This window comes from Pantoea sp. X-Soil-TKNS-1279, from assembly GCF_059730565.1.
This window is the reverse complement of record NZ_AP035948.1, coordinates 3,449,576-3,463,416: the sequence shown is the minus strand read 5'-3', so window position 1 is coordinate 3,463,416 and position 13,841 is coordinate 3,449,576. Positions and strand designations below refer to the sequence as shown.

8 protein-coding genes are annotated in these 13,841 nt (G+C 56.0%); 6 read left to right on the top strand and 2 right to left on the bottom strand.

All coding sequences use genetic code 11. From position 1 onward, the window contains the following. Positions 1-49 precede the first annotated feature (49 nt). Both AC6I8N_RS16150 and galR read right to left on the bottom strand, forming a co-directional pair. Complete coding sequence (locus AC6I8N_RS16150) at positions 50-1,573, bottom strand: methyl-accepting chemotaxis protein (protein ID WP_497829468.1); 1,524 nt, start codon at positions 1,571-1,573, stop codon at positions 50-52. Positions 1,574-1,738: 165 nt separating this feature from the next. Beyond that, on the bottom strand, positions 1,739-2,740 hold the full coding sequence (gene galR / locus AC6I8N_RS16145) for an HTH-type transcriptional regulator GalR (protein WP_036626566.1): 1,002 nt from the start codon (positions 2,738-2,740) through the stop codon (positions 1,739-1,741). A 194-nt stretch (positions 2,741-2,934) separates the two neighbouring features. Between galR and AC6I8N_RS16140 the strand changes: the two genes are divergently transcribed. The 6 genes from AC6I8N_RS16140 to AC6I8N_RS16115 all read left to right on the top strand — a co-directional run bounded on the left by AC6I8N_RS16140 (position 2,935) and on the right by AC6I8N_RS16115 (position 13,787). Beyond that, the gene (locus tag AC6I8N_RS16140) at positions 2,935-5,208 is read left to right on the top strand and encodes a molybdopterin-dependent oxidoreductase (protein ID WP_497829467.1); all 2,274 of its coding nucleotides are present in this window, start codon (positions 2,935-2,937) and stop codon (positions 5,206-5,208) included. A 271-nt stretch (positions 5,209-5,479) separates the two neighbouring features. Continuing rightward, the gene (locus AC6I8N_RS16135) at positions 5,480-7,210 is read left to right on the top strand and encodes a penicillin-binding transpeptidase domain-containing protein (RefSeq protein ID WP_208723696.1); all 1,731 of its coding nucleotides are present in this window, start codon (positions 5,480-5,482) and stop codon (positions 7,208-7,210) included. Positions 7,211-7,633: 423 nt separating this feature from the next. After that, positions 7,634-7,822, top strand: a complete 189-nt coding sequence (locus AC6I8N_RS16130; protein ID WP_021184590.1) for a hypothetical protein — start codon at positions 7,634-7,636, stop codon at positions 7,820-7,822. A gap of 288 nt (positions 7,823-8,110) precedes the next feature. After that, positions 8,111-9,247 (top strand): efflux RND transporter periplasmic adaptor subunit, encoded by a 1,137-nt coding sequence (locus AC6I8N_RS16125; RefSeq protein WP_497829466.1) that lies wholly within the window; start codon positions 8,111-8,113, stop codon positions 9,245-9,247. 9 nt (positions 9,248-9,256) lie between these two features. Beyond that, positions 9,257-12,391, top strand: coding sequence for an efflux RND transporter permease subunit (locus AC6I8N_RS16120; RefSeq protein ID WP_497829465.1), 3,135 nt, complete (start codon positions 9,257-9,259; stop codon positions 12,389-12,391). Next, positions 12,381-13,787 (top strand): efflux transporter outer membrane subunit, encoded by a 1,407-nt coding sequence (locus AC6I8N_RS16115; protein WP_415175242.1) that lies wholly within the window; start codon positions 12,381-12,383, stop codon positions 13,785-13,787. Before AC6I8N_RS16120 ends, AC6I8N_RS16115 begins: the two co-directional genes overlap by 11 nt. Positions 13,788-13,841 lie beyond the last annotated feature (54 nt).

Here is a 13,841-nt window from a genome sequence, read left to right as displayed (position 1 = left end):
ACGGTGTAGGAAAAATCCGCGCGATAAATCGCGCCGCTACGGGAGGGGGTTAAGCGCGATTTAGGCGGAACGCCCCCACCAGCCGTGAGACATGCTCCGCCTGTTCCTGCAACGACTGCGACGCCGCCGACGCCTGCTCCACCAGTGCGGCGTTCTGCTGCGTCACATCATCCATTTGATCAATCGCCCGATGCACCTGGCTGATCCCCTGGCTTTGCTCTGCTGCCGCGGTAGAGATTTCACTGACCAGGCTGTTGACCTTTGATATCACCTCGTTGACGGATTGGATGCTATCGCCCACCTGCGCTGCCTGCTGGGCACCGGACTCAATCAAATTGGTTGAGGCTTCAATCAGCGTTTTAATTTCGCGCGCGGCAGTGGTGGAACGATGCGAGAGATTCCGCACTTCCCCGGCCACCACGGCAAACCCTTTTCCGTGCTCCCCGGCGCGTGCGGCTTCTACTGCGGCGTTCAGCGCCAGGATATTGGTTTGAAACGCAATGCCCTCAATCAGCCCGGTAATGTCTTTCACTTTCAGGGCGCTCAGATGAATGTCATTCATAGTGCTGAGCATGGTATTCAGCGACTCGGTGCTTTGCTGCGACAGGCTGCTGGCGTTATCCGCCAGTTGGGTAGCATCGCGGGTGTGATCGGCGGTCTGACGTACCGTTTCGCTCAGCTCGGTCATGCTGGACGCGGTCTGCTCCAGCGAGGCCGCCTGTTGTTCGGTGCGGGCAGAGAGGTCTTCATTACCAGCAGCAATTTGCGTTGAGGCGCTGCTCACTGAGTTGGCGGCGCTGTTCACCGCCGTCAGGGCCTGCGAAATATGGCGCATCAGTTTGTTAAAGGAACCCGCCATTTTGCTCACTTCATCATTGCGGCTCTCATCCGCTTCGAGCGTGAGATCGAGATGTTGCATGGCCTGCGCCATGATGGAGGAGATGTTATTCAGGCTGCGACGGATTTGCTTAATGGTCAGCAAGGCAAACACCACAATCATCAACACCGCCACGGTGATACCCGCCACCGTCGCCCAACTGACAAAATGGAAAATGGTGCGGTTGGTGGTACGGAGTTGATCTCCCATCGCCATATTCAGCGTCATCTGTTGGCGATAACCGGCAATCAGCTTTTGCAGTGTGCCGCCGACACCGTTAGCATTTGCCAGCACGTTCGGTTGATTAGCTTTTACCGCGTCGAGAAACGCGGGCAGACGCTGGCTCATCAGGTTAAGGGTGTCCGTCGCCTGTTGCGCCAGTTGGGCGTCTTTATCATCGGCGATATGGTTGTTCTGGTAAGCCTGCTGTTGGTCGCGAATGCCGGCGATCTGTTGCGTCAGCTGTGATTCAAGCGAATCTGTCGGGCTGTTTTGATATTGATACAAACTTAGCCATAGTTGTTGGCTACGGTCAGTGAGGTCACTCAGAAGTTTGATTGAGGGAATGGCGCGGCTTTGTACATTCTCGAAGCGATCCTGAAACCCGCTGATAAAGCTGATAGCCAGCGTCCCCTGCGCGATGATAACCGCGGTGATAAAACCCAGAGCCAGAAGTAAACGTCTGGAAATGCTCATCTTTCCTCCTTAAATTTCTATCGATCCTTGCTGGCAAGGCCAGAAAAGTCCGGCACAGGTATCGGCAGAAACGTTAAGAAGATGAGGGATATTTAACAGTCGTATTCCAATTTTGTGATGAATGCCCAGGGCGATTTTCATCGCCCTTACGGATCACGATAAAATTTAACCCGGCCCGCTAACGGAATGGCGACGTACCAGCGTCGGACTGAACATATTGGTCACTTCCGGCATCGGCAAATCGTTTGCCAGCGCTAACGCCAGTTGGGCGGCTTGCTGCGCCATGGTCACAATCGGGTAACGTACCGTGGTCAGACGCGGGCGCACGTAGCGTGATACCAGCACATCGTCGAAACCAATCAGCGACATCTCTTCCGGCACGCGGATACCGTTATCGCTCAACACCGCCAGCGCGCCAGCGGCCATAGAATCGTTGTAACAGGCCACCGCGGTGAACTGCTTGCCGCGACCGAGGAGTTCGGTCATCGCCTGTTCGCCGCCTACTTCATCCGGTTCGCCCCAGGCAACCAGACGATCATTACTCGGCAGACCATGTTCCTTCAGCGCATCGTAATAACCCTGGAGGCGGTCTTCGGCGTCAGAAATGGTGTGGGTGGAACAGATGAAAGCAATCTGGGTATGGCCCTGTTGGATCAAATGGCGTGTCGCCAGCCAGGCACCGTAGCGGTCATCCAGCGCAATGCAGCGTGACTCAAACCCTTTCAGTAACCGATTCAGCAACACCATACCGGGGACTTGCTTCATCAGTTGCTCCAGATCATCGTCCGGGATCTTCTTGGCGTGCACCACCAGCGCCGCGCAGCGATGGCGCATCAGTTGCTCGATCGCCTGACGCTCTTTTTGCTCGTTATGGTAACCGTTACCAATCAGCAAAAAGTTGCCGGTCTGGCCCGCCACTTCATCAACGGCTTTGACCATCGCACCAAAGAACGGGTCGGAAACATCACCGACTACCAGGCCGAGTGTTTCGGTGGATTGCTGTGCCAGCGCGCGTGCGTTGGCGTTTGGGTGGTATTGCAACTGCTCCATTGCCTGAGTCACAGCGAGGCGTGAACTCTCGCTGGCCTTGGGGGAATTATTAATCACGCGGGATACGGTCGCGACCGAGACCCCAGCCATTCTGGCGACATCCTTAATGGTAGCCATGCGTTAGCCTGCTTCCGGGAAAACGTTTACACATGCCCCCAGTGTTACGGAAATCCCCCAGCGTCGCAACCCGGCAGAATGCCAGCGCTGTCGCAAAAGTGCGGAAAATCAGACGCTCGCGGCAGGCTTTAGCCCGGCGCAGCCCCTATGTTATGCTGGCGGAACGAATCACACCTGCCTGCCGGACCCTAATCATGAAAACACGCGTGCCACATCTGGCGCACTGGGGCGCTTTTACCGCGGTGACGGAAAATGGCCGTCTCACCGGTTGCGAACCGTTCTTCGCCGATGCCGATCCTTCACCGATGCTGAATACCATCCCTGAGCTGGTTTATTCGGACAAACGTATTCGCCAGCCGATGGTGCGTCGTTCGTGGCTAAAATCCCGTGAGAACAGCGATCGCACGCTGCGTGGTCGCGAAGATTTTGTCGCAGTGGACTGGGACACCGCGCTGGATCTGGTGGCGGAGGAAAATCGCCGGGTGCGCGACCGTTACGGTGCATCAGGCATTTTTAACGGTTCCTATGGCTGGTCCTCAGCCGGACGCGTAAACCACGCACGCACGCTGATCCGTCGCTTCTATTTTCAGGGCGGCGGTGGGGTTGACCAGCAGGGCAACTACAGTTGGGGGGCGGCGCAGTTCTTTTTACCTTATGTGATTGGCACTTACATGCCGCTGACCGGCCGAGTCACCGACTGGCCGGATGTGGTGGAACATGCCGAGATCTTTATCGCCTTTGGTGGCCTGGCGCTGAAAAATGCTCAGGTAGCGTCCGGTGGCGCGGGGCAGCACAGCCTGAAACCGGCGCTGGAGCAACTGACCGCCAAGGGCACACCGATCATTAACATCAGCCCGATGCGTGATGACTGCCCGGCGTTCGTCAATGCCGAGTGGATTCCAATTCGTCCCAATACCGATGTGGCATTGATGCTGGCGCTGGGCTTCGAAATTACCCGGCGTCAGGCGGTGGATGAGGCGTTTCTCGCCAGCCACTGCACCGGTTGGCCGCAGCTACGCGCCTATCTGCTGGGCGAGAATGATGGCATTGCCAAAACGCCGGAATGGGCCAGCCAAATCACCGGCATCCCAGCCGCGCGCATTGCGTTACTGGCGCAACAACTGATTGGCAAACGCAGCTTTATCACCTGTTCTTATTCGGTACAGCGCGCCCATCGCGGTGAACAGCCCTACTGGATGATGATTGCGCTGTCGTCGATGCTGGGGCAGCCCGGTTTGCCTGGCGGCGGTTTCTCCTTTGGTCATGGTTCGATGAACAGCGTCGGCAACCCGCGTCAGGAAGGCCCGGCTCCGCTGATGAGTACCGGACCCAATCCGTCTGGTCTGTCGATTCCGGTGGCGCGCATCAGTGATATGTTGCTCAACCCCGGCCAGCCCTACAGCTTCCAGGGCGAGACGTTGCATTACCCGGATATCCATCTGGTGCATTGGGCGGGTGGCAACCCGTTCCATCATCATCAGCAACTGAATCGTCTGGTCGAAGGCTGGCAGCGCCCGGATACCGTGGTGGTGCAGGATATCGTCTGGACGCCAGCGGCGCAGATGGCGGATATCGTGCTACCTGCCACTACCACGCTGGAACGCAACGATATTGGCGGCTCCTCGCGCGATCGCTTTGTGCTGGCGATGCATCAGGCGATTAAACCGCAGCATCATGCGCGCCATGACTTTGATATCTTTGCCGATTTAGCCGATCGTCTTGGTTATCGCGAGGTGTTCACCGAAGGGCGCAATGAGATGCAATGGATTGAGCATCTCTATCAGCAGTGCGCAGTGGCGCATGCGCGCAAAGGGATCCACTTCCCGGAGTTTGGTGAGTTCTGGCAGCGTGGTTTTGTCGAAATCCCGCAGGGAGGCGCGCCTTACGTGTTTATGGATGCGTTTCGTGCCAACCCGGTGGCGAATCCGATTCAGACCGCCAGCGGCAAAATTGAACTGTTTTGCCAGACCATCGCGGATTACCAACTGGAGGATTTCGCCGGTCACCCGGAATGGCGTGAGCCGCAGGAGTGGCTGGGGGCAAGACTGAGCGAGCAGTTCCCGCTGCATATGATCTCGATTCAACCCTCCGATCGCCTGCACAGCCAGCTCGACGCTACCGCGACAGTGCAGGCCAACAAAACCGCCGGGCGTGAAACCCTGTATATGCATCCGCAGGATGCGGCGGCGCGTGCAATTAACGATGGCGACGAGATTGAAGTCAGCAACGCGCGTGGCCGTATGTTGGCAGGCGTGCGTGTAACCGATGGTCTGACACCGGGCGTGGTGATTATCTCGACCGGGGCCTGGTTTGACCCCGGCTTTGGCCGCGTCTGGCAGCCGTGGGACCGCGCCGGTAACCCGAATGTATTGACGCTGGATATTGGCACTTCGTCGTTAACCCAGGGGCCAAACGCCATGAGTTGCCTGGTGGAAATCAAAAAACATGAGGTTTGCACAATCCAGTAAGAATCTCATCGCTGGTTACATTTTGCGGGTAACTGTTGCGTTTGAGAGATGGCATCCCGTCTCTGCGCCTTGCTACAGTCAGGGTCCCAGAGGTATTGATGGGTGAACATCAAAAAGTTTTCTTGATTACACCGACCTGCGCAGATGCGCAGGTTTTTTTTGCCCGCACATTTCGCTAACGAACTGAAACACAGTTTTCCTGTTATCCCGCCTCGCGTTTCTTTATAACTGCTGCGTATAGCCTGTTTATCTATTCCGCCGCGGTAATATCATGCCCCGAATAAAAAAATTTCTGGGAAAAGACCAGATTCAAGCTCCATTTAATCCCTTTCGTTTTCGCCTGATCTGTCTGGGTGTGCTCTCCTGTCTGGGCCTGTTGCTGGCACGCGTCGGCGATTTGCAGCTGATTAACCACCCGATGCTGGAACACGAAGCGGATCAGCGTTCACTGCGTACCGTGACGTTGCCGACTAACCGTGGCACCTTACTCGACCGCGATGGTGAAGCGCTGGCACTGAGCGTGCCATCGCGCGACATCATCGCTGACCCGATGCGGGTGCTGGAGAGTAACCCGGACTTTACCAGCGCCAAATGGGCCTATCTGGCGAATGCACTGAATATGCGCCCGGACCAACTGGCGCAGCAGATTGTGGCCAACCCGAAAAAACGCTTCCTCTATCTCGGGCGAAAAATTGAACTGAGTATCGCCAAAGATATTGCCGCGCTGCGCCTGAAAGGCATCAGCTCGGTGTATGACGACAGTCGTTTCTACCCGATGAGTGAAGCCGCAGCCCCGTTGATTGGTATCGTTGGCGCGGATAACAACGGTCTGAACGGCCTGGAAAAAGGCTTTGATCGCCTGTTACATGGCGAAGAGGGTAAAGAGGTTTATCGCCAGGATAAAAATGGCGACATCATCTCGATGATTGATTACCAGCCACCGCAGCAGCCGCCGACGGTGCAACTGAGTATCGACAAATTTGACCAGTACACGCTGTTTAGCAAGTTGCGCGATGGCGTGTTGCTCAACAAGGCCGATTCCGGTGCTGCGGTGTTGGTGAAAATCGATACCGGGGAAATTCTGGCGATGGCCTCCTATCCGTCGTTCAACCCCAACAACTATGACGATGCTACCCCGGCGCAGATGCGTAACTCGGCGATTAACGACAGTTACGAACCCGGTTCCACCGTGAAGCCGTTGGTGGTGTTGGAAGGTCTGGAGCGTCATCTGGTGCGCCCTGACTCGGTGATTGATACCTCGCCTTATTCGGTCAACGGCCATCTGATCCGCGACGTCGGCCATTGGCCGCGTCTGACCATGACCGGGATTTTGCAGAAATCGAGTGATATCGGTGTTTCCCATATCGCGCTGGCGATGCCTGCGGAAGCGCTGGTCAATACCTATCAGGCCTTTGGCCTCGGTAAACCTACCGGGCTGGGGCTGACCGGTGAAAGTGTCGGTTACTTCCCGCTGCATCGTGAACGTTGGGCGGATATTGAACGCGCCACCTTTGCCTTCGGCTACGGCCTGCGCGTTACGCCACTGCAAATTGCGCGTGAATACGCCACTCTCGGCTCCTATGGCATCTATCGACCGTTATCGATAACTAAGGTGACGCCGCCGGTGTTGGGCACCCAGGTGGCCGATGCACAAATGGTACAAACCGTGGTGCATATGCTGGAGAGCGACGTCCTGCCGGGCGGCACCGGGGTGAAAGCGGCGGTGCCGGGCTATCGTCTGGCGACCAAAACCGGTACCGCAGAGAAAATGGGGAGCAGCGGCAAGTACGATGGCGGTTACGTCAACTACACCGCCGGCATTGCGCCTGCCAGCCATCCTGAAGTGGCGCTGGTGGTGATGATCAACCATCCGACCGCCGGGGATCACTTTGGTGGTTCGGTAGCCGCACCGGTATTCGGCAACATTATGGGGCCGGTGCTGAAGCATATGAACATCGCGCCGGATGCGATCTACAGTAAACCGACACCAGATAAATCTTAATGAAATCAGGATGTAAACGAGATTGCGGAGTTTTCACACCTCGTTGCATTTCCCTGAATTCGGTTGCGTTTTCCGGCTGTCGTCATCACACCGATGATGCGAGGATGAAAGTCCCAGAGGTATTGATTGGTGTGAAGAATGGCAGCCGATGCTGCTCACCCTGTTCAGTTGCACCGACCCACGCAGATGCGTGGGTTTTTTTTATCTGCGATACCTGCCAAACTGCTTGTTATCGTCCTGCTTAATCGTTCACACCTCTTATCTATCTCTTAACGTTCCACCGCCAACAAAAAAATATCTCGTCGTGTAACGTATTACCTAACGCACCGCGATGTCGCATTCCATCAAGGTCCGCCAGCCCCTTACTGTGTTGGTAGCGCAGGTAAGGGGCGTATTTATTGCCTTTGTTGAGTCGACAACCCTATGCCAAAACTCAAAGACAGAACGCCGAAAGGCGAGGGCCGCTCAGCGGCTTTTCAGCTGCGTATTCATCCCGAATTGCATAATCAGCTACGCGAACTGACCGATGACGACAATGTCACCTTGTCCTGTTGGTTAAAGGATCTGGCACGACGTGAATTACGTCGTCGTGGCATTGAGCCGAAAGGGTAATTAGCGCGATAAATCGCGCCGCTACATCAGGGGACAAAGTTTAGCAGTGGCGCTAAAAGTCGACGATCCCGTAGCGGCGCGATTTATCGCGCGATAACTTCTATGCATACCCGAAAACCCGCGAAAAGCTAAAAAACACAGCGATTTATCGCACGAAAGGTTTACCATTTTCGTTTCGAAAATATGTTTTACGCAACCTTAACAGCTGCGCCATTGCCTCCTGCCTACAATGACTTTCCTTGAGAGTAATCATTCTCATTACTTTCCCCAATCTTGTTGAGAAAAACTATGCGCCTGAAACTTCTTTCTGCCAGCGTGGTGTTTTTACTGGCAGCCTGTGATCAGGGTGGAGCGACACCCGCCGCGTCTGCGACACCGCAAGTCGGCGTTGTTACTCTGAAAACCGAACCCGTAACGCTGGTAACGCAATTGCCTGGCCGTACCAATGCGGTTCGTACCGCTCAGGTGCGCCCGCAGGTCAGTGGTGTGATCCAAAAAATCCTCTTCACCGAAGGTGGGGAAGTCAAAGAGGGGCAGCCGTTGTATCAGATTGATCCGGCGACCTATAAAGCGTCTTATGACAAAGCGATGGCGACCTGGCAAAACGACGCGATGGTTGCGAGACGCTATCAGCCGCTGGCTGCCGCCCATGCCATCAGTCAGCAGACCTACGATGACGCGGTAGCTGCGGAGCGTGAAGCTAAAGCTGATGTGGAAACCGCCAAGGTCAATCTCGACTACACCCTGGTAAAAGCGCCGATCTCCGGGCATATCAGCCGTTCGCTCTACACTGCCGGTGCGCTGGTGACCAGCGGGCAGACGGACTACCTTGCCACCATTACGCAGCTCAACCCGATCTATGTCGATGTGAATGAGTCCGCCACCGATCTGCTGCGTCTGCGCCGGGCACTGGCGGAAGGCAAAATTGCCAAAGTGGGTGACAACACCGCGGCGGTGGGTCTGACGCTGGAAGATGGCAGCAAATATAGCGAACAAGGCAAACTGGCCTTCTCGGAAGTCAACGTTGATACCGCCACCGGCACCGTGGTGCTGCGTGCCGTGTTCCCGAACCCCAGTAACGAATTGCTGCCAGGTATGTATGTTCATGCCAGCTTCCCGCAGGGTATCCAGCAACAGGGCATTTTGGTGCCGCAGGAATCCATCATGCATGACACCAAAGGGCAGCCTTATGTCTATGTGGTGAAAAGCGACAACACCATCGCACAGCGCAGCATCAGCACCGGTGAAATGATCCACGGCGAGTGGCTGGTTACCGGCGGTCTGCAAGAGGGGGAAAATGTGGTGGTGAACAACCTGCAAAGTGTTCGCAGCGGCGTTAAAGTGACCACCACCGCCGCCAATACCAATGACACGCCATCCGCTAATGCCGTCAGCCTCTCCATGACTGATGCTGCGGCACAATAAGGGGGCGTCATGTCTAAGTTTTTTATTGAACGCCCGATATTTGCATGGGTTATCGCGATCATTGTGATGCTGGTAGGGGCGATTGCGACGCTCAATCTGCCGGTTAACCAGTATCCGAATATCTCGCCTCCGGCGGTTTCCATCTCCGTTACCTATCCCGGTGCCAGTGCCGAAACCACGCAGAACACCGTGGTGCAGGTGATTGAGCAGCAGCTCAACGGTCTGGACGGCTTACGTTATCTGGAGTCGAGCAGTGCGTCGGACGGTAGTGCGCAGATCATCGCTACCTTTAATCAGGGCATTAACCCGGATATCGCCCAGGTACAGGTGCAGGACCGTGTGTCCCTGGCCGAATCTCAGCTACCGACTGATGTGACACAGCAGGGCATCCGTATCCGTAAGTACCAGAAAAACTTCATGATGGTGGTGGGGTTGATCTCGAAAGACGGCAAGCTGACCAACGGCGACCTGGCCGATATGCTGGTGTCGAAGCTGGAAGATCCGATTTCACGTACTCCCGGTGTCGGCGACTTTATGGTGCTGGGTTCAGAATACGCCATGCGTATCTGGCTCGATCCGGCCAAGTTGTATAAGTACAACCTGATGCCAAGCGATGTCAGTACGGCTATCGATAACCAGAACGTGCAGGTTTCTTCCGGTTCGTTGGGCGGGCTGCCAACGATTCAGGGCGCCAAAACCCAGGCGACCGTGCTGGGCAAAACCCGTTTCACCACGGTGAAACAGTTTGAAAACGTGCTGCTGAAAGTGAACAGCGATGGCTCGCAAGTGCGCCTGAAAGATGTGGCGTCCGTGGCCCTTGGTCCACAGAGCTACGGCATTGATGCCACCCTGAACGGTAAGCCTGCGGCCGGTATCGCGCTGCGTCTGGCGACCGGTGCTAACGAACTGAACACCGCCAAAGCAGTACGTCAGACCATTGCTGACCTGAAAGACGCCTTGCCGGATAACGTGGAAGTCACCTATCCCTACGACACCTCGCCGGTAGTGAGCGCCTCCATCGAAGAAGTGGTGAAAACCCTGATCGAAGCGGTCATCCTGGTGTTCTTCGTGATGTTGGTGTTCCTGCAAAACCTGCGCGCGACCCTGATCACCACCCTGGTGGTGCCGGTGGTGCTGCTGGGGACATTCGGTATCCTCGCTGCCTTTGGTTACAGCATTAACACCCTGACAATGTTCGGGATGGTGCTGGCGATAGGGCTATTGGTGGATGATGCCATCGTGGTGGTGGAGAACGTCGAGCGTGTGATGCACGAAGAAAAGCTCGATCCGAAAACCGCCACCATTAAATCGATGCAGCAGATTCAGGGGGCGTTGTTCGGTATCGCGCTGGTGCTGTCGGCGGTACTGCTGCCGATGGCCTTCTTCTCTGGTTCGACCGGGGTTATTTATCGTCAGTTCTCGATCACCATTGTGTCCGCAATGGCGCTGTCGGTGATTATGGCGTTGATCTTTACCCCGGCGCTCTGTGCCACCTTCCTGAAAGCCAGTTCGGCAGAACACAAAACGACCGGGTTTGCCGGTTGGTTTAACCGTAAATTCGACAGTGGCGCGATGCACTACACCCGTGGGGTGAATAAAGTGATCTCGCGTCGTGGCCTGTTTTTGGTGGTGTATCTGGTGATTGTGGGCGTGACCGGCTTCCTGTTTACCCGTGTGCCGACCACCTTCCTGCCGAACGAAGACCAGGGTCTGATGATGGTGCAGATGACCTTGCCGGTAAACTCGTCATCGCAGCGTACCCAGCAGGTCATCAACGATCTGAATGATTATCTTCAGAAAAATGAAGCCTCGGTGGTGACCACCACCTTTGGTGTGGCAGGGTTTAACTTCGCTGGTCGCGGGCAGAGTAACGCTATGGCGTTTGTGCGCCTGAAGGACTGGGGGGAACGTACCCACAGCGGCCAGAGCGTGCAGGATTTGGCGAACCGGGTCATGGCTCACTTCGCCAACTACAAAAACGCCAAAATCTTCGCCATGGTACCGCCTGCGGTAATGGAACTGGGGAACGCCACCGGTTTTGACCTCTACTTGCAGGATACGGGCGCGCACACCCACCAGCAGATGATGGATGCCACGCATCAGCTGATTGATCTGGCAAACAAAGATCCACGTCTGGCTCAGGTGCGTATGAATGGCCTGGAAGATGAACCGCAGTATCAACTGGAGATCAATGACGAGAAAGCCAGCGCGCTGGGCCTGAGCATGACCGACATTAATAACACCCTGTCGGTGGCCTGGGGTTCGAGCTATATCGACCAGTTTATGTATAACGGTCGCGTGAAAGAGGTCTATCTGATGGGGAAAGCGGATTCGCGTGTCACGCCGTCCGACCTTAATAAATGGTACTTCCGTAACTCCAGCGGCACCATGGTTCCGTTCTCCGCATTTGCCTCGGGTAAATGGGTATATGGTTCGCCCCACTTCGAACGTTTCAATGGCCTGACGGCGGAAGAGATTCTTGGTTCCCCGGCACCGGGTAAGAGTACCGGTGAAGCGATGAAAGCCGTAGAAGAGCTGGCAAAACAGTTGCCGAGCGGCTTCCGTGTGCAGTGGTACGGCATCTCCTATGAGGAACAGGCTTCCGGTAACCAGACCACGCAGCTGTATGCCATCTCGATTCTGGTGGTATTCCTGTGTCTCGCCGCGCTGTATGAAAGCTGGTCGATTCCGTTCTCGGTGATTCTGGTGGTGCCACTCGGCGTGCTGGGTACCATTTGCGCCGTGTTGCTGCGCGGCTTGCAGAACGACGTGTTCTTCCAGGTTGGGTTATTAACCACCGTCGGACTGGCGGCGAAGAACGCCATATTGATTGTTGAATTTGCCAAGGAGCTGCACGAACGGGAAGGTAAGAGCCTGATTGAGGCGGCGGTGGAAGCAGCACGCCTGCGTATCCGCCCGATTATCATGACCTCGATGGCCTTTATCCTCGGAGTCCTGCCGCTCACCATCTCTAACGGTGCCGGCGCGGGCAGTCAGCACTCCATCGGTACGGCGGTAGCGGGCGGGATGATTACCGCAACCTTCCTCGCCATCTTCTTTGTGCCGATGTTCTACGTGGTGGTGTCGCAATTCTTTGCGCGTAAGAAAAAAGCATCCGTAGAGGGGGTGCAGCATGATAACTAAAACCTTCAATTGGGCGTTGCTGCCGCTGGCCGCTGCACTGGGCTTAACCGGTTGTACTATGGAGCCGCATTACCAGCGGCCATCCATGCCAGTGGATGCGCGCTACGATCAACCCACGGCAGTGGGCAACGTCGCGGATTTGCCGTGGCAGAACTTCTTTAATGACGCGACGATGCGCAACCTGATTCAGCTCTCGCTCGACAACAACCGCGATCTGCGTGTGGCGGCATTAAACGTGGAAGAAGCGCGTAACGATGTGACGGTGCAGCGTGCGGCGTTGATGCCATCGATTGACGCCACCGCCAGTCAGACCTCGGCGCATGAGCCGGGTAATCTGTACAACACTAAAACCACCGGTCCGGTGACCTATCACGAGCTGAACGCCGGTCTGGGCGTTACCTCGTGGGAGCTGGATTTCTTTGGTCGTTTGCGCAGCCTGCGTGATCAGGCTCAGGAAACGTATCTCTCCACGGCGGCCACGGAACGCGCCACCCGCATCTCGCTGATCTCCGAAGTCGCGACCGCATGGCTGACTTTGTGTTCGGATAATGATCTGCTGCATCTGGCACAGAACACCGCGCAGAGCCAGCAGGACTCGTACCGTCTGACCAAAATGAGTTACGACGGCGGCGTCAGCAGCGATCAGGATCTGGCGGAAGCGGAAAGCACGGTGCGCGCCGCCGAAGCCGACGTTGCCAGCTACACACGTCAGGTGCGTCAGGATGTCGATGCGCTGCGGCTGTTGGTCGGCACCGATTTACCGGTATCGCTGTTGTCACATGCCACGCTGGACGCAAACTGGCAGTTCCCGGCTACGCCTGCCGGGTTGCCATCAGATTTGCTGACGCGTCGCCCGGATGTGATGGCGGCTGAGCATACCCTGAAAGCAGCTAACGCCAATATTGGCGCGGCGCGTGCCGCCTTCTTCCCGAGTATCACGCTGACCGCCTCCGGCGGATCAACCAGTAGCTCGTTGGGCAGTTTGCTGGGTGGTGGCACCGGAGCCTGGTCGTTTGTACCGTCAATTAATCTGCCGATTTTTGACGGTGGCAAAAACGAAGCCAACCTGAACATCGCGCATATCGAGAAACGCATCGAGATCGCCAACTATGAGAAAGCGATCCAGACCGCGTTCAAAGAAGTGAACGATGCGCTGGCGGGGCAGGACACCTGGCAGGATCAAATGACGGCCCTGCAAAAAGAGGTAGGTGCGAACCAGCGCGACTACGACTATTCTGAATTGCGTTATAAGCAGGGCGTTGATAATTATCTCAATGTGTTAGTCGCCCAACGTTCGCTTTACAGTGCGCAACAGTCGTTGATCAGCGCGCATCTGGGCCAGTTAAGCCAGAAAATCACGCTGTACAAGGCATTGGGTGGCGGCTGGAAATCCTGAGGTTCTTAACGGAATCCTTACGGTTTGAGCATGGAAAAAATCCTGCTCTTCCGC